At 40.7% G+C, this 16,858-nt stretch carries 13 protein-coding genes; 3 read left to right on the top strand and 10 right to left on the bottom strand.

The window, feature by feature from the left end:
• The first annotated feature begins 9 nt into the window (after positions 1-9).
• Complete coding sequence (locus V7L20_RS14810) at positions 10-177, top strand: DUF1822 family protein (protein ID WP_334744814.1); 168 nt, start codon at positions 10-12, stop codon at positions 175-177.
• A gap of 758 nt (positions 178-935) precedes the next feature.
• Positions 936-3,308, top strand: coding sequence for a CHASE2 domain-containing protein (locus tag V7L20_RS14805; protein WP_334744813.1), 2,373 nt, complete (start codon positions 936-938; stop codon positions 3,306-3,308).
• Positions 3,309-3,679: 371 nt separating this feature from the next.
• Here the strand turns inward: V7L20_RS14805 and V7L20_RS14800 are convergent, their stop codons facing one another.
• The 10 genes from V7L20_RS14800 to V7L20_RS14755 form a co-directional block, all read right to left on the bottom strand.
• Complete coding sequence (locus V7L20_RS14800; RefSeq protein ID WP_334744812.1) at positions 3,680-4,189, bottom strand: hypothetical protein; 510 nt, start codon at positions 4,187-4,189, stop codon at positions 3,680-3,682.
• Positions 4,190-4,575: 386 nt separating this feature from the next.
• The gene (locus tag V7L20_RS14795; protein ID WP_334744811.1) at positions 4,576-5,127 is read right to left on the bottom strand and encodes a mannan-binding lectin; all 552 of its coding nucleotides are present in this window, start codon (positions 5,125-5,127) and stop codon (positions 4,576-4,578) included.
• A 274-nt stretch (positions 5,128-5,401) separates the two neighbouring features.
• A complete protein-coding gene (locus tag V7L20_RS14790) occupies positions 5,402-7,030 on the bottom strand; it encodes a sulfatase family protein (protein WP_334744810.1) in 1,629 nt (542 codons plus the stop codon).
• 151 nt (positions 7,031-7,181) lie between these two features.
• Complete coding sequence (locus tag V7L20_RS14785) at positions 7,182-8,150, bottom strand: biotin/lipoyl-binding protein (RefSeq protein WP_334744809.1); 969 nt, start codon at positions 8,148-8,150, stop codon at positions 7,182-7,184.
• Between the two features lie 38 nt (positions 8,151-8,188).
• Positions 8,189-10,393: a peptidase domain-containing ABC transporter gene (locus tag V7L20_RS14780; RefSeq protein WP_334744808.1), complete on the bottom strand. Its 2,205-nt coding sequence runs from the start codon at positions 10,391-10,393 to the stop codon at positions 8,189-8,191.
• Positions 10,394-10,659: 266 nt separating this feature from the next.
• Positions 10,660-11,022: a hypothetical protein gene (locus tag V7L20_RS14775; RefSeq protein WP_334744807.1), complete on the bottom strand. Its 363-nt coding sequence runs from the start codon at positions 11,020-11,022 to the stop codon at positions 10,660-10,662.
• 81 nt (positions 11,023-11,103) lie between these two features.
• Positions 11,104-11,478: a hypothetical protein gene (locus V7L20_RS14770; RefSeq protein ID WP_334744806.1), complete on the bottom strand. Its 375-nt coding sequence runs from the start codon at positions 11,476-11,478 to the stop codon at positions 11,104-11,106.
• 472 nt (positions 11,479-11,950) lie between these two features.
• Positions 11,951-12,280 (bottom strand): hypothetical protein, encoded by a 330-nt coding sequence (locus V7L20_RS14765; protein ID WP_334744805.1) that lies wholly within the window; start codon positions 12,278-12,280, stop codon positions 11,951-11,953.
• Positions 12,281-12,818: 538 nt separating this feature from the next.
• Positions 12,819-13,199 (bottom strand): hypothetical protein, encoded by a 381-nt coding sequence (locus V7L20_RS14760; protein WP_334744804.1) that lies wholly within the window; start codon positions 13,197-13,199, stop codon positions 12,819-12,821.
• A 334-nt stretch (positions 13,200-13,533) separates the two neighbouring features.
• Positions 13,534-13,893, bottom strand: a complete 360-nt coding sequence (locus tag V7L20_RS14755) for a hypothetical protein (protein ID WP_334744803.1) — start codon at positions 13,891-13,893, stop codon at positions 13,534-13,536.
• Positions 13,894-14,323: 430 nt separating this feature from the next.
• Between V7L20_RS14755 and V7L20_RS14750 the strand changes: the two genes are divergently transcribed.
• A partial coding sequence (locus tag V7L20_RS14750) for a two-partner secretion domain-containing protein (RefSeq protein WP_334744802.1) occupies positions 14,324-16,858 on the top strand: 2,535 nt, incomplete at its 3' end.

Raw genomic sequence — 16,858 nt, 5'->3', positions numbered from 1 at the left:
CCTGCTAATATCAAGCTAGTTTTATTTTCAGTTCAAGGGGAAATACTTCAAGAAGTACAAGGAAGAATTCAAGATAGTTATGTGCAGTTAAAACTTTTTGATGGGGAAGTGGGAGAATGTTTCAGCATCCAGATTAATCTGAATAATTATCAAATAACAGAAAATTTCATAATTTAGTTATTAGGAACCAACAGTGTCAAATTGGTGTTGATTGGGAGCATCCTACTTATACAAAAATCTCAAATAGCGAGTTGACCATTAAGATAGGCACAATGTAATTGTAGTATGGAAGGAACATTGAATGAATGCCACTGCAAGGCGAATGCATCTTGTCAATAAGAGCAACTCATTATCAATAAATGTGTAAAAGTGGCATCGTTTAAAAACAAACTATTAGTGCTGTACGGGTCAAAGATAATTTGAAACTGGCATCCTCCTAGTAAGTGAAAGTAGACTACGCCTATGGCGAGATTAACACTGAAGTCATCTTTAATCTTAAGATAGATTTTTGATTAGACCTTATATTTTAAAACATGGATAGGTTAATAATAACAGTTTAAAAATCTGTCAATTTCCCAAAGGTGTTTTTCTATGAAGTTTAATCAATTACTGCGGCAATTTTCTCTTTTACGGCTTTATCATCTTAGTACTAAGTTTTGATTCTTACTGCTCTATACCCAGATGAGTAGGACTTACGCACAGGTCACGCAAAATCAAACTACAGAGAACGCAGAGAACACAGAGGAATAAAAGTTAGAGAGGTTTTTTGCCTAAGTCATAATGAGAAAGAAGCGATCGCTAGTACAAGGTGGTAAAAATAAATATACTACATGTAGTTCTTATGCTACGCTAACCTTTGAAATTTTTGCATAAATAGAATGCTCCCTGTTGATTAATTATTAAGTTAATCACGAATGGCAAAGTCTACCTAACTTATGAGTAAGCTAGTTGTCTTCAGCTTCTTGGGAGGAGATTTAAATAAAGGATTTCCTGTTGTCACGGCTCAACTTTGGTGTCATAACCAATTTGTACCCGTGAAATTAACAGGGAGTCTACCGCCAGCACCAGAACTAAGCGAACTCTACCGTAGATGGCAGTTACTCTACGCAGCAGTTCATCAACGCCTGGGTAGTAATCACCGTATAAAAGTACATTCGCAAGACATAACCAATATTTCTGTCAATGACTTCAATGAAGTATGTCAACAGCTACAAGCAAATATTAATGCTTGGTTAAAATTTGAATCATTTCAGAATATTGAACGGCAGTTACGAACTCTACTTAGTCGTAATGATGAAATTAGAGTGATTATTGAAACAAATATAGTTCTACTGCATCGTCTGCCTTGGCATCTATGGCATTTTTTTGAAGATTACCCGAAAGCGGAATTAGCTTTAAGCAATCATGAGTATGAATCTCCTCAGCCATTACAAAAATCTCCTACAGGTAAAATTCAAATTTTGGCACTTCTAGGCAATAGAGTTGGTATTGATATTGATAAAGACGCTTCTTTGTTACAAAATTTAACAGATGCCCAAACTACCTTTCTTATAGAACCAACACGGCAAATACTTGACGAGTACCTATGGAATCATGATTGGGATATTCTATTTTTTGCCGGACATAGCACTAGTCTTGCTGATGGAGAAATTGGGGAAATTTGCATCAATCAAACAGAAAGTTTAACAATTTCGCAGTTGAAAAATGGACTTAAGGCAGCAATTAGACACGGTTTAAAACTAGCAATTTTCAATTCTTGTGACGGAATTGGTTTAGGGCGAAATTTAGCTGATTTAAACATTCCCCAAATGATTGTAATGCGGGAAGGAGTGCCAGATTTAATAGCACAGGAATTTTTCAAAAACTTTCTTACTACCTTTGCAGGTAGTAACCAATTTTACTTAGCTGTGCGAGAAGCGCGAGAAAGACTTCAAGGACTGGAAAATAAATTTCCTTGTGCCAGTTGGTTGCCAGTTATCTATCAAAATCCCACAACTGTTCCTACTACGTGGCAAGAACTGTGTGGTAATTTTGCTGATACTAAATTTGTAAGTGAAGTTTCGACAAAAGGTAAAATTGCAAGACCAAAATTCAAACTTTGGACTGTACTACTTAGTACTTTTATTGTGGCTATTTCAACGCTAGGTTTAAGATACTTGGGAATATTTGAGAAAATTGAGCTGCAAAGTTTTGATCAAATGCTACGGTTGCGACCTCAGGAAGACCCAGATCCAAGGTTGATAATTGTAGAAATGACTGAAAAAGATATTCAATCACGACAAGAGATGACCAAAGGAATGAAATCCATTTCGGATAATACGTTAGCTAAATTGCTCAACAAATTACAAAAGTATCAACCGCGAGTTGTTGGACTGGATATTTATAGAGACTTGGCTGACCCCCCACACAAATCAAATCTAATACAACTTCCGACTGAACTTAACAAAGATAATGTTATTGTTGTCTGCAAAAGCCGCGATAGTAAATATGATCCCCAAGGTGTTAAACCTCCAAAAGATGTACCTGTAGGACGTCAGGGTTTTACTGATGCAATTCAAGACTCAGATGGTATTGTCCGTCGCCAAATTTTGATGATGGCACAAGAACCTTCTTCTACTTGTACAACGCCTTATTCGTTCTCGTTGCAATTAGTTGCTCGTTACTTATCTTATGAAAATATTAAACCTAAATTTAATGAAGATTATATACAGTTTGGCTCTAAAGTATTTAAACGCTTAAAATTTGGTCGTAGTGGTGCTTATCAACAAGGAGTTGATTTAGGTGGAAATCAAATACTTATCAATTACCGTAATACAGATTATCAGAGAGTTTCCTTTAATGATGTACTGAGTGATAAATTTGCTCGTAAATCACTGAAAGATAAAATAGTTATTATTGGAGTGACAGCTAATACAGTCAGCGATACTTGGTCAACTCCCTACAGTACTGCACAGCAAGATTACCAAGAAATACAAGGGGTATTTATACAAGCGCAAATGGTTAGCCAAATTTTGAGTGCAGTTTTAGACCAACGTCCAATTCTTTGGGTTTTGCCTTACTGGGGCGATATTCTCTGGATATGGGGCTGGTCTGTAGTTGCGAGTCTGATTATTTGGCGGGTGCGATCGCTCTCACATAAGAGATATACCATCTTTGTGATGGTTGTTATATTATATGGAGTTTGTGCGATCGCTCTTTTAAAACAAGGGCTATGGTTGCCATTTATTCCTTCTGCCTTTGCCGTGGTTGCAAGCGGTGTCGTAATTATATTTATTCAAAGTCGCCGCCAACTTTCCACTACTTTATAATCATTAGTTGAGTAAGGGACTTCCAAGGAATAACAAAGCCCTTCCAGGCGATTCTAGAGGGGCTTTTTTTGATGATTCGTGATGGTGTCACGACGATCGCCTAAAGTTGGGTAAGCGGCTGAAACCCTTTTATATACTGAATTGCCTATTTTCCCGGTAATTGGATTAACTCAGATCTGGCCCGATTCTCAATAAGACTAAAAAAACCGAGTTTATCAACCTAAAATATAGTGTTTGACCATTATTCATTCTCAAGAAGCCCGGTTTTTCACCTAGGTGTAAGATGTCAGTTAAGAAAGACAGTGATCGCAACAGCGCGATTGTCTCCTATCTCAGTAACAAATACCGGACTGTACAAGTAGTGTAGTGTATTATTGTCCAGCTTTAACACGCTGCCCCGTGAAAGTGAACGTCCCGACTACCGGAGCATCATCATTAAGTGGATTCGCGTTTAGATCGTAAAAGCGAAGTGTCGCTGTCGCTTGCACTATTCCATTTTTGAGATCAAATGTCGCACGAAAATCGCCTCTAGTAATAGATCCGGGTAATGTAGCTGTGGGGTAATTGAAGTTGAGTGAGGTGGCAGTAATTTCTCTATCCGAGGTACACTTCCAATTACCTTGTACATTACCATAGGGTTGGATAGAGGGAACACCACTTTGGATTGAATCGTTAGCAACAAAGTTGCCATCTTGGGTGAATGTTATAATCCCACGAAACGAACCGAAGTCACCAGAGTGTGTCGTGAGATAGGTACCTGTTGCCAATTTGCGACAATCGGTTATGGGTTGGGCTGAGGCTTTGTGCATATTCACTATGTTTAAAATCATTACCAACAGTACACAAATCGTTAACTTAGTGAAAGCATTACGAATTTTCATTCTCAAACGTCCGCTGATCAGTACACGAATTTATTCATACCATCTTTTTGTCATTTATCAGTTTTGGGTCGTTGTTGGGAGACTCATTAAACGGAGTTAGAACTTACGCATTGACACGACCCCACCTGAACGAAAACCACTTAATAGAAGTTTAATAGAAGTGGGGGACTCAGACCCATGTTCCGCGGGAGCTTCACAGCAGGAGTCAGGAGTCATTTCCCCTGCCTCTTCGTTGAAAATACCTTGATTGCAGGTTTGAGCGATTAATAAGCTGCTCCACATTTAAATTGCATATACTGGGCGGGCAGGATGCCCACCCCACAAAAGTTATACTTAACTCGATTATGCAAGTTAGATGTTTTTTAGCTTATTGCAGGTCACTACAACTATGTATGACCGCCGACTATTAAGATTTTAACTATATGCGTATCGTCTTCGACCAAAAATGTAACCCGGTTATTTCGACTTAAGCGAATTTGATATTGATTTCCTTGCAGTTTCTTGTAATCTGAATCCCCAATTTCATGCGCTGCGTCTTTCGCAGATAGCCCCCTGTTATTAATTGCATTCTGAAATGTGTCAAATTTACGCTGTTCTGCATCGTTAAGATGATTAAATACTGCCCCCTTCTTGTCTAAATCCCAACCACATCCACAAACTGATTGGTCATTAGGGCGTGTCTTCCACTGACCATGCCAGTGGTAATTATGATTCCTACAAACTGCGGGACATGTATGTCGTGCGTCATTGTTATTTAAAATTCGGCCTGCCGGAAAATCGATCGCAAAGGTTTTGCCAGAAACCCCGACAAGAACAAAATAGCAAACAATAAGTGAACAAAAAGGCAGTAGGAGTCTCTTCCTAAATTTTTTAGAAGTTTGGACTTTTGACGAAAAGTAACTTACAACCCCTTTTAGAACTTTTAGAAAATTTAACATCTAAGTTTCCCTTCGTTAACTTGATTTGACAGTAGATTTGGAGACATAATTAAATTAGCGATCGCATACCAACACAAACTGCAAAACGAATCTCAATAAGCCAAGACTTACGCAAGTGTCACATAGGCAAAAACATGGATTTAAACTTGTATGGCTTATTAGATAAGCATCAAACAAAAAAGCTGCTGATATGCCAGTTGAGAAAAAATGTGCCAGTTGCGTAAGTCCTATAAGCAAAACTTTATCTGGACAATAGTATACTGGCAGAACCTTCTTAGGAAGTGAACGGCTCCTCCTCAATTGCCCGACAGGAATCAGCTTGACAAGTACGCAGTTTACTTAGTCGGTTAGCAAGCTGTTTGAGTAGAGTTGGATTAGCTGTAGAAGCCAGATTGTTCAACTGATATGGGTCTTTTTTGATGTTGTACAGTTCCTTCGCCCCAGTTATATACTCAACATAGGTATAATCTTGTGTGCGGATCGCTTGGTAAGTAGGGATCTTCGGTACTTGGCCTCCTTTTTTGAGCGATTGAAGCTCTGACAGATCCTCAAGCTCTAACTGATCCTCAAGCTCTGATTGATCCTGGAGAAGCTTTGTCTGATTCTCAAGTGCAGCACGTCGCTTCTGATTTTGTTTGTGTTCTATCAAAAATGCAGAGCGCCACTTAGGGAGATTTGGTGTCGTACCCTTTAACAAAGGTAAGAACGAGCGTCCGTCAACAAAAGCGGGTGGTTTAACTCCAGCCATATCAGTAAAGGTTGGGAAAAAGTCGATATTACCCACTTGCTCTTGCAGTTCCTTGCCTGCTGGAATTCCCGGTCCACGCACTACCAGATTCAAGCGAATATCTTCCTCGTAGGCACTTTGTTTGCCTGTACTTGCCCGGTGAATACCCTGTTTGTAACCGTTATCGGAGGTGAAAATGATGTAAGTATTGTCAAGTTGCCCATTCGCCTTGAGCGTATCAACCAACTTATCAATTGCCTCGTCAACCGACTGTAGCGATCGCAAGCGCTTTCGATAATTTTCATCAACATCGTCAATTTCTGTTTGATTGAGTTGATGCAACTCTTGGATAAATTGAGGCTTAGTACTAACATCAGCTTCGTTAAAATTGTCTGGGCGGGGCGCTTTAACATCTGGGAAGAGTTTCTCATGGCGTGGTGCTGGCGTATATGGTCCGTGAATGTTGAAAGGAGCCAGATAAACGAAAAATGGTTTGCCGTTTTTGGCAGAACGTTGGATGAAATCAATGGCAAAGTCCCTATAAACATCTGTACCGTAGTCTTTAGGCTTGTTACCGTACTTGACCAGCTTGCCATTCTTGTTCACTGTATAGTTTTTCTGATTGTAAGGATTGCCATATTTCTTTTGGTCGTTTTTCTTCTTACCTTTTTCCATCGGGCTATACCACTCTGTCCAACCAGGCGGGATGTATGTATCATTAGGGGCTGTGTCCGGGTAGCCGTTGAGGTACTTGCCAATCAACGCTGTTTGATAACCATTTGCCTGTAACGAAGTGGCGATCGTCTGTTTTTCTAAGCCCTGGCTATAAGCTTTCTGGAAACCTCCATCAGGTGATGAATTGGTCAAGACCCCTGTATTGTGTGCATATTGACCGCGCAAAATATTCGTGCGCGATGGGCAGCATAGAGACACGTTGACAAAAAAGTTAGAAAATGTTGCTCCCTTGTCCAGCAAAAGCGACTTAATGTTTGGTGCATACTTCTTTGGATTTCTGTTAATTGTGTCAGCGTCCATGTCATCCACTAGGACGAAAAGGATATTGGGTTTACTTGTCTGGGTGAAAGCTTTTTGTGGTACTAATAAGAGCAGATTGACTACCAAAACACCGATCATTATTAGAGCAAAGAACTTTGTTCTGAAATTGAATGTTTTCATCAAATGACCTCTTGATTTACAATGTCATAAGCAGGTGGGTGGAAAAACTTATTGTTGATACGAGGCAGGGGGCAGGGGGCAGGAGGCAGGAGGGAAGAGGGTTTTAGTCTAGTTAATTTTTATTTACATAGTTTGGCTTTATTGTGCCAACTTACATAGTTTCATTTTCAATTTTCTGTTTTATAAGTGCTTGAAGTTCTCTTTCTAACGATGCTTTATTTACTTCCCCAGAGGCTTTTTCTTGAGCAATGCGTTCAGTCGCCATTGCTACCTCTGCATTGCTTGGGTTGAGAGCTGCTTGAGCGCGATCGCGTTTGGCAATAGCCCCATTAACAGCTTGTTTTAGCCGTTCATTTGTTTTTTCTTGGGCTTTATAAGTGGCTTTTTGCGCTTGTACAGCTTGTTCTTGCTGTTTCACAGCCAGCTGTACTTCTTCTAGTTGGTCGCTAGATAATGCTCCTTGTCTAGCAACACTTTCATATCGGTTTTGCTTTGATGTCGCTGCTCCTAAAGCCGCCTCAGTTGCGTGCAGATTAGCTAATGCTGATTGTAACTGTGCTTGCCCTGCATATAATTCTTCTTCAGCCATTTTGACATTGGCTGATGCTTCTTGAAGTTCAGTGATACTGGTAATTTTTTTGTCTTGATAATCGCGATCGCGTCCTTGCAATTCAGCTTTAGCAGAGGCGATAGTCCGATTGGTGCGATCGCTTTCGGCTCGAATTTGACTATCGATTGCATTAATTTGGGGAACGGTTTGAATTAGTTGTAACCTAGCTTGTTGAATATTAGTTTGTAGCTGGTTTTTTTTGGTTTGCAATCGAGAGTCATCAATAGTGGCAATTATATCTCCTTTTTGCAGAGTTTGATTTTCTTTGACGTAAATCTGCATTACCTGTCCTTCTGTCGCCGCCTGTACAATTGGCAATTCACCCGCAGGACGGATAACCGCTTGCCCAATCACAGTAGCTTTATATTTAGCAACCGCAGCCACAGGAACAGCTAACGCCAAGGCAAATACGATAAATACTCCGCCAAATGTAGTCCAACGACTAATTGGTGGGAGAAACTCGTTATCTTTAACCAAGGGTAAAAAATTTGTTTGATACTTACTAATCATAAGTTATAAACATCTCTAAAATGTCTCAGAAACATTAACTAATTCCGAAAAAGCAAAGAAGATTTAGATTTCAACCCATTACCATTATTAAAAGGATAAATCTCATCAATAAAGCTTAAATGCTCTCCAGTGATATGACGTAATTCTTCTGGAGTACCTTGAATTTTTAATTGCCCATCTTCAAGCAACACAATCCAATCAGCCCGTTTGATAACTTGAGGACGGTGGCTAATCATAATTGTAGTTTTACCTTGACGGTGATTAAATAATCTATCCAAAACTTGGGTTTCACTTACCGGGTCAAGAGCGCCTGTAGATTCATCTAAAATTAATACAGGTGGGTCAGTCACAATTGCTCTAGCTATAGCTAATCTCTGCCTTTGCCCGCCAGAAATATTTGCACCAAATTCGCCTAAAACAGTTTGATATTTATCAGGTAGTTTGCTAATAAATTCATCTGCACCAGCAATTTGACAAGCAAGGACTATCTCCTCAAAACTAATGTTGGGATAACTGAAGTGAAAATTTTCCACAATCGAACGACTCCAAAAATGAGGTTCTTGGGGAACTAATACAACTTGCTGCCGCAAACATTCTAAAGATAAATCTTGCTGGTTATATAAACCATAACGGATATTACCAGATTGAATGTGATATAAACCAGTAATTAATTTGCCAAAAGAGCTTTTACCACAGCCAGATTGACCGATTAAGGCTATTACTTTACCACCAGGGATAGTTAAAGAAAAGTTTTCTAACAGGTCAGTTCTACCAGGATGATGAAAGTTAACTTGAGAACAACTAATATCTGCATTGCCAGGAATTTCTGCCCAAGGTTTTTTAAAGTCATTTTCATCTTCTGGGGTAGAATCTATCACTTCTGTCAAGCGTTGAACGACAATTTGAGCAGTGATAAATTCATCAATTAGCCCGACTGCTGACTCTAAAAATTCAAGAAAGCTACCACTCATACCGCTGTACGCCAGCAGTTGACCGATGGATAATGTCTGATTAATCACTAAGCTAGAACCTAACCAGAGTATGCCAATACTCGTCAATTTGGAAAGAATACTAGTGGCTGTGCCGCTGTAAAGCTCCAACTTCATAGTAGTCCAGTCTAAGTTAGCAAGACGACCAAAATTTGTCTGATATTCTTGCCAAGCTTGCGGAGTCGCTTGGGTGGTTTTCAGGACTTGAACTCCACGAAAGGTTTCAACTAAAAAGCCTTGATTTTCCGTACCTTTAACGATGAGGCTGCGGGTTTTCCGACGCAAGGCGGGAAGAAAAAGCAGGTTGACAAGAGTGACAATAACAAAAGCTGCAACGGAAGCGAGAGTCAGTTGCCAACTATAGAAAAGCATGAAACCCAAGGAAACCAGAGCCACAAAAAATTGACTGGGTAAACCAAGGACAATTTGAGAAACTAAATTATTAATGGTATGAACATCAGCAATCCGGCTAACGACTTCCCCACTGCGACGTGCTTCAAAATATGATAGGGGTAAGCGCAACAGTTTTCGGCCATATTCTAGAATTAGCCCGTATTGCAACCGTTGACCAAAATGACCAATTAGGTGGGATTGTACCAAACCAATGGCACTTTGAATTAGGTTCATGGCAATGACGCCAATTGCCACTGTTGTTAGCAGTTGGGTATCTCCCCGCACTAGCACATCATCGGTGAGGAGTTGCATCATTAAAGGAGAAGCCAGAGACAACAGCCCGATCGCGAAGTTGATGGCGATCGCTTGAACCAAAAGATTGCGATAGGGTATAACGCGGGCAATAAAGCGCCCAAAACCACCAATTTTATCTTCTGGTTGCTCATAGAAGCGGCTATCGTCTGGCATCAGCAGCAGCATCACACCATCACCCCAACCCGCGATTAACTCCTGGGAGGTGAGGTATAAGATGCCGACGCCAGGGTCAGAGATGACATATTTTTTCCCCTTTTTCCCGTATAATACTACCCAGTGGTAGCCTTTCCAGTGAATGATCGCAGGCATTGGGACTTCATTTAATTTCTCAAGCACTTCTGGGGTAGCTTGAACTTGACGGGCATGGAATCCTAAAGTTTCTGCTCCCCGCCTTAAACCTAACAGTGTAGTTCCTCGCGTTCCCGTGCCCACTGCTTCTCGCACGCGATTGAGGGCAAAGGAGCGTCCGTAGGATTTGGCGATCGTAGCTAGGCTTGCTGCACCACAATCTTCTTCACTGTGTTGTAATATACTGTGGTATTTCATTGTTTAAAAAATTAATACCAGCCGCAGTGAACAAGGGATGGATGAGTCCGTTTCCTACCTGATAACTGATAACTGATAACTATTAACATTGTTTACGTTTATTTGTGTTATTTTGATATGAATGAAAAAGTAGGAGCGAAAACGACCTTGCCCCTACGAACTGCAAGAGAAGAATGTTACTCAGTTAAAAGCTTATGTCAGAGCATTCTTTTCTCTTTGAGGTTTTGAAGGATTCGAGTACACGGTATGAAATAGACTAGAGCTGATTATGATGCACGTTTGACAGACGCGATGTCGTTGTTAAATGGACCGGTGAAGTTACCTGATGAATTTGCTTTCAGACGCCTTGATTTACCTGTGAAATTCTCACCAGTGTAGACAATCCAATCTATTGGACCCGTCACCTTGTACCAAGATGCTTTATTGTTAAATTTGCCTAAACTGCGTCGTGCGTTTGCGATATCATTTAGCTGCGCTCCTTTACCATCCTTCAAGTCGGAAAAATCTAAATGACTAGGTGGTATTGGTGGTGGTGGTACTATGATACCACCACTAACAGTGGCAGCAGCTTCATGGGAAAGGTCTTGCACATCGATGCTATAGAGGTCTTTGATTTGCTTATTTTTCATATCGACTCCGTGGTTACTGATGTTAGACAATATTTACCGATATCTACGTCCCAACTGAGGCGTAATAGCTGAAGCAGGAATCTAATTTGAGAGATGACCTTCAACTCGATGAATTCTGGGATTACCGTGTAGATAATCTAAAAAACTATTTACTAACGCAGCTCGAACTTGTCTTGCGACCTGTGCCCGACCCTGATCGTTTATACTATTGTTAAGGTACCTGTTTGGGATCAGGACTGCTGCAACAGTACTATGACCCTGCACATTGTTTACCTGCACTTGAATATTATGCTCTTGGTTAGTTTCACGTTGGCGGTCAATTCTCATGCCTTCCACAGGGGGTACAATATTACTTCGTGGAGTACCTCCTAGATTGTTATAGTTCAGCTCTCCAATTACATCTGTCACCCCTGCTCGCTGACGGTTGTTTAAATCTCTTGAAAACGAGTTCCGCATTGGACCTCCCCTCTCCTCATGTAAGGGATCATCTCTATGATCTGCAAGATTGAAAATGATCGAGTTTGGGTATATAGGTGAAAAAAGTACGTGGTTTGGTTTTTGATCGTCTCTAAAGCGCGGTAAGTTGCGTGCTGATGCAGATAAGATAAACCCTGTAAAAACTAGCATAGTACCAAGCGTACCCGCGATAATTACAGTCATTTTGCATTTCATATTTTTTTCATGTTTGTTGGTGTTAGATAATCAGTTTCATTGAAGCATTCAAATCAAGAGAGCGCTTCCAAAGCATGGGTTTTAGGCTTGTTTATCCCTCGAAAATATTTAAGTCCCGTTAACACACATAATGATCAATTTGTACAGTACATAAGTCTTAGTAGATTCTCATCCCGATAGTGTCGAAGTTGTTGCATAAAGAGAGCTGGTTGATAGAAAAGCTCTGTTCTCAAATTATTTTTGCAACTCAGCTTTATTATTCACAGCGATGATATCTTGGACAGCAAGCCAACTTATACCTACCGTTAATTGGGACTGTTCTTTGTCCTCCGTTAGCACCAACATTTACCCTTTTATCGTAACCGTCAGCTATATCAACTTTTACAGTAACTACATGGTTACAGCTATTAGTTAGAATAACTCCATGTTCAATATATGCTGCTGTCACACATCCTGGCAACGGTACTCGGTCTTCTTTACTACAATTATCACCAGCTAAAGCAGGTAATGCAGTAAATGTCAGAACTAGAAACCCCAAACCTATTAAACGTGTATTTGAGTTAAAAAATTTTTTTGAAAAATTCATAACGCTTTTCTCCTTACAAAGGTAAGTGGCTTCATGGTCAAGGTCTTGTACATCGATGCTGTAAAAGTCTTTGTGCTTGTTGTTCATATCTACTTGGTGGTTATTGATGTTAGACATTGTTTTTCTCCTGAGTTTTAGATTGGGGTTTGAACTGAAGGTAAGCTTGTTTTCTTCCTTCTGATTGTTAATTGGTAGCAGTATTTTCGTTTATTCACGGCTGGGAATCAGAGGTTTTTAGCTTTGCTTCTGATTCTTAATTGGTAGTAGTAGTAGTTGGGTTTATTCACTGCTACGATTATCATTTTTATTTAATTTTTTTAAGTATTTTAGCTGATTGAAAAAATGTACTTTTTCTTAAATTATCACAGATGTTATGAGCATTACGACCTCGCCCCTACAAACTACAACAGAAGAATGTTACTCAGCTAAAAGCTTATGTCAGAGCATTCTTTTCTCTTTGAGGTTTTGAAGGATTCGAGTACACGGTATGAAATAGACCAGAGCTGATTATGCAGGTTTGACAGACGCGATGTCGTTGTTAAATAGGATCAGGCACGAGCATAGCAGACGCGATGTCGTTGTCAAAAGGACCAGTCAAGTTACCATGTGTACCTGCTTTCAGACGCCTTATTTTACCTGTGAAATTTATACCAGTGTAGACAATCCAATCTCTTTTACCTTTCACCTTGTACCAAGATGCTCTATTGTTAAATCTGGTGCCTAAACTCCTAAAATTGCCTCTAAGATTATTTAGCCGCGCTCCTTTACCATCCTTCTTGTCGGAAAAGCTTAAGGTATTATCACCACCACTAATAGTGGCAGCAGCTTCATGGTCAAGGTCTTGCACAGCTTCGATGCTGTAGAAGTCTTTGATTTGCTTGTTGTTCATATCAACTTGGTGGTTATTGATGTTAGACATTGTTTTTCCCCTAAGTTTTAGACAGGGGTTTGAACTGAAGGTAAGCTTGTTTTCTTGCTTCTGATTATTAATTGGTAGCAGTATTTTCGTTTATTCACGGTTGGGAATCAGAGGTTTTTTAGCTTTGCCTTCTGATAACTGCGGCTGGTACTGATAACATCGTTTACGTTTATTTGTGCTATCTTGATATGAATGAAAAAGTAGGAGCATTACGACCTCGCTCCTACGAACTAAAAGAGAAGAATGTTACTCAGCTAAAAGCTTATGTCAGAGCATTCTTTTCTCTTTTAGGTTTTGAAGGATTCAAGTATACGGTATGAAATAGACCAGAGGATTATGCAAGTTTGACAGACTTGATCTTGTTGTTAAAAGTACCGGCGAAGTTACCTTTTGTACCTGCTTTCAGGCGCCTTGATTCACCTGTGAATTTCTCACCAGTGTAGGCAATCCAATCTTTATTACCCGTCACCTCGTACCAAGATGCTGTTTTGTTAAATTCGCCTAAACTGCTTGTTGCGACTTTAATATCATCTAGCCGCGCTCCTTTACCATCGTTCAACTGGGAAAGGTCTAAGACACCACCACTAATAGTGGCAGCGGCTTCATGGTCAAGGTCTTGCACCAATTCGATGCTGTAGAAGTCTTTGATTTGCTTGTTGTTCATATCTACTCCGTGGTTACTGATGTTAGACATTGTTTTTCCCCTGAGTTTTAGATTGGGGTTTGAACTGAAGGTAAACTTGTTTTCTTCCTTATAATAGTTAATTGGTAGCAGTATTTTCGTTTATTCACAGCTGGTAATCAGAGGTTTTTAGCTTTGCCTTCTGATTCTCAATTGGTAGTAGTGACAGGATTTTATTCACCAGCACAAACGCACGTAATTTGTGAAATCCTTGTTGTTTAAGGATATTGCTGAAAAAATTGCCTCAATTATCAAACGCTCAAACCCTTGCTATGAAAGGATTCTTATACTTAGATGCGCGGTGCGTTTGCTCTAGTTTATTCACTTGATTCAGCAGTGTCAATTTGCTAATATGCTCTGTTGTGCATCAGTTTATTATCCTGACACTTCTACTCAAGATTGAAGCTTCCAACCTAAACTTCCTTTTTTATAGGAGAGTGCAATGTCTTTTAAAACTGCGCCAAACTGGTTACAAGGTCTAGAAGTTGCTATTGTCGGTGCAGTTACCTTATATGCAAATATCTCAGTTGCTCAAATCACCCCAGACAGCACTCTGCCAAATAATTCCAATGTGAAATTAGAGGGCAATACCAGGATTATTGAGGGTGGAACCATCAGAGGAGGTAATCTGTTCCACAGCTTTGAGGAGTTCTCTGTTCCCAATAACAGTACTGCTTTGTTCAATAATTCACTGGATATTCAGAACATCCTGACACGAGTAACAGGTAAGTCAATTTCTAATATAGATGGCTTAATTCGTGCTAACGGTAAAGCAAACTTATTCCTGCTCAATCCTAATGGGATTATTTTTGGTAAAAATGCTAGTTTGAATATCGGCGGTTCCTTTGTCGCCACAACAGCCAATGCCATTGGGTTTGGCAATTTGGGATTTTTCAGCGCCTCAAATCCAGAAGCACCTTCACCCTTGTTAACAGTAAATCCAAATGCCTTATTATTTAATCAAATTGCAGCTGCACCGATTCAAAATAGTTCGACTGCACCAGCAGGATCTACTCCTGGTGATGAGGATGCACTTGGTCTACGTGTCCCAGATGGTCGAAATTTGCTGCTAGTAGGCGGCAATGTGAGCATGGATGGTGGAGGGTTGAATGCTTTTGGTGGACGAGTCTCCTTAGGTGGGTTAGCTGGTGCGGGAACAGTTGAGTTGAATGGGGATGGTAATAATCTAAGTTTGAGTTTTCCCGATAGTGTAGAAAAAAGCGATGTTTTCCTTAACAATGGTGCTATTGTAAATGTGATTGCTGGCGATGGTGGAAGTATCGTAGTTAATGCCCGGAATTTAGAGATGACAGCAGAGAGTGTCCTGGTTGCAGGCATAGACAGTAGACTGGGTTCTGATAATAGTCAGGCAGGAAATATTTCGGTTCATATCACTAGAGCAATAAACCTTAACAATAGTCAAATTTTCAATGACGTGCAACCAGAAGCAAGAGGACAGGGAGGCGATGTCAATATCAGTGCTAGCACCTTACGGCTTGAGGGTGGAGCACTGATAAGTGCTAGCACTTTCGGTACGGGCAAGGGGGGTAGTTTGACTGTTGATGCCCAAGATGTGCAAATCATTGACGGTGCCTTGTCTGCTAACGCACTGCCAAACTCAACAGGTAATGCGGGTGATATAACGCTAAGAACCAATACCTTGCTAGTGCGAGATGGGTCAGTGGTAAGTTCTAGCATTGCTGGTGCGGGCAAGGGGGGTAGTTTGACTGTTGATGCCCAAAATGTGCAACTGATTGGTACAAGCCCTGATGGTCAGTTTCCTAGTGGCTTGTTTGCTTCTGGACAGCTAAACTCAACAGGGGATGCGGGTGATATAACGCTAAGAACTAATACCTTGCTAGTGCGAGATGGGGCATTGGTAAGTGTTAACACTTTCAGTAAGGGCAAGGGGGGTAGTTTGACTGTTGATGCCCAAGATGTTCAAATCATTGGTAGAAGCGCTGATGATCTGCATGGTAGTGCCTTGTTTGCTAACGCACAGCGAAACTTAACAGGGGATGCGGGTAATATTAAAGTCAAAACCAATACCTTGTTAGTGCGAGATGGCTCACAGGTAGGTACTGCTACTTTCGGTGCGGGCAAGGGGGGTAGTTTGACTGTTGATGCCCAAGATGTGCAATTGATTGGTACAAGCCCTGATGGTCGGTTTCCAAGTGCTTTGTTTGCTTCTGCAGACCGAAACTCAACAGGGGATGCGGGTGATATAATGCTAACAACCAATACCTTGCTAGTGCGAGATGGGGCAAAGGTACTTACTAGCACTTTCGGTCCAGGCAAGGGGGGTAGTTTGACTGTTGATGCCCAAGATGTGGAATTGATTGGTACAAGCGCTGTTGGTCAGTTTCCTAGTGGCTTGTTTGCTTCTGGACAGCTAAACTCAACAGGGAATGCGGGTGATATAATCCTAAGAACTAATACCTTGCTAGTGCGAGACTCTGCAGCAGTAACCGTGCAGAGTCTCGGAACAGGAACTGCAGGCAACATGACATTAAATACTCGCTCTATCCGTTTAAATAACGATGCTTTACTGAGCGCCACTACACGCAGCTCCCTTGTTGACCCGAATAGAGAACAGGCGACAATTAACATTAACTCACGAGATTTAATAATAGGTCGTAATAGTAATATCAGAACTGATGCCAAAGGAGAAAATGTTATCGGTGGCAACATTAATATTGATGCCGATATTCTTGCCGCCTTTGAAAATAGCGATATTACTGCCGACTCTGATGACTTTCGTGGCGGGAATGTCAAAATTATTACTAAGGGTATCTTTGGTATTCAGTTCCGGGATGCACCTTCCCCAAACACAAGCGATATCACTGCCACAGGGCCAACTCGCGAGTTGAGCGGTAATGTGCAAATCACTACACCTGATGTAGACCCGACTAGGGGCATAGTTGAACTTCCGATTAATCTAGTTGATGTCTCGCAACAAATTTCCACCGCCTGCACA

Origin of the sequence: Nostoc sp., assembly GCF_036916735.1 — a bacterium.
Lineage (GTDB): Bacteria > Cyanobacteriota > Cyanobacteriia > Cyanobacteriales > Nostocaceae > Nostoc.
Note: the sequence above shows the minus strand (reverse complement) of the source record. Positions and strands in the feature narration are given on the sequence as shown.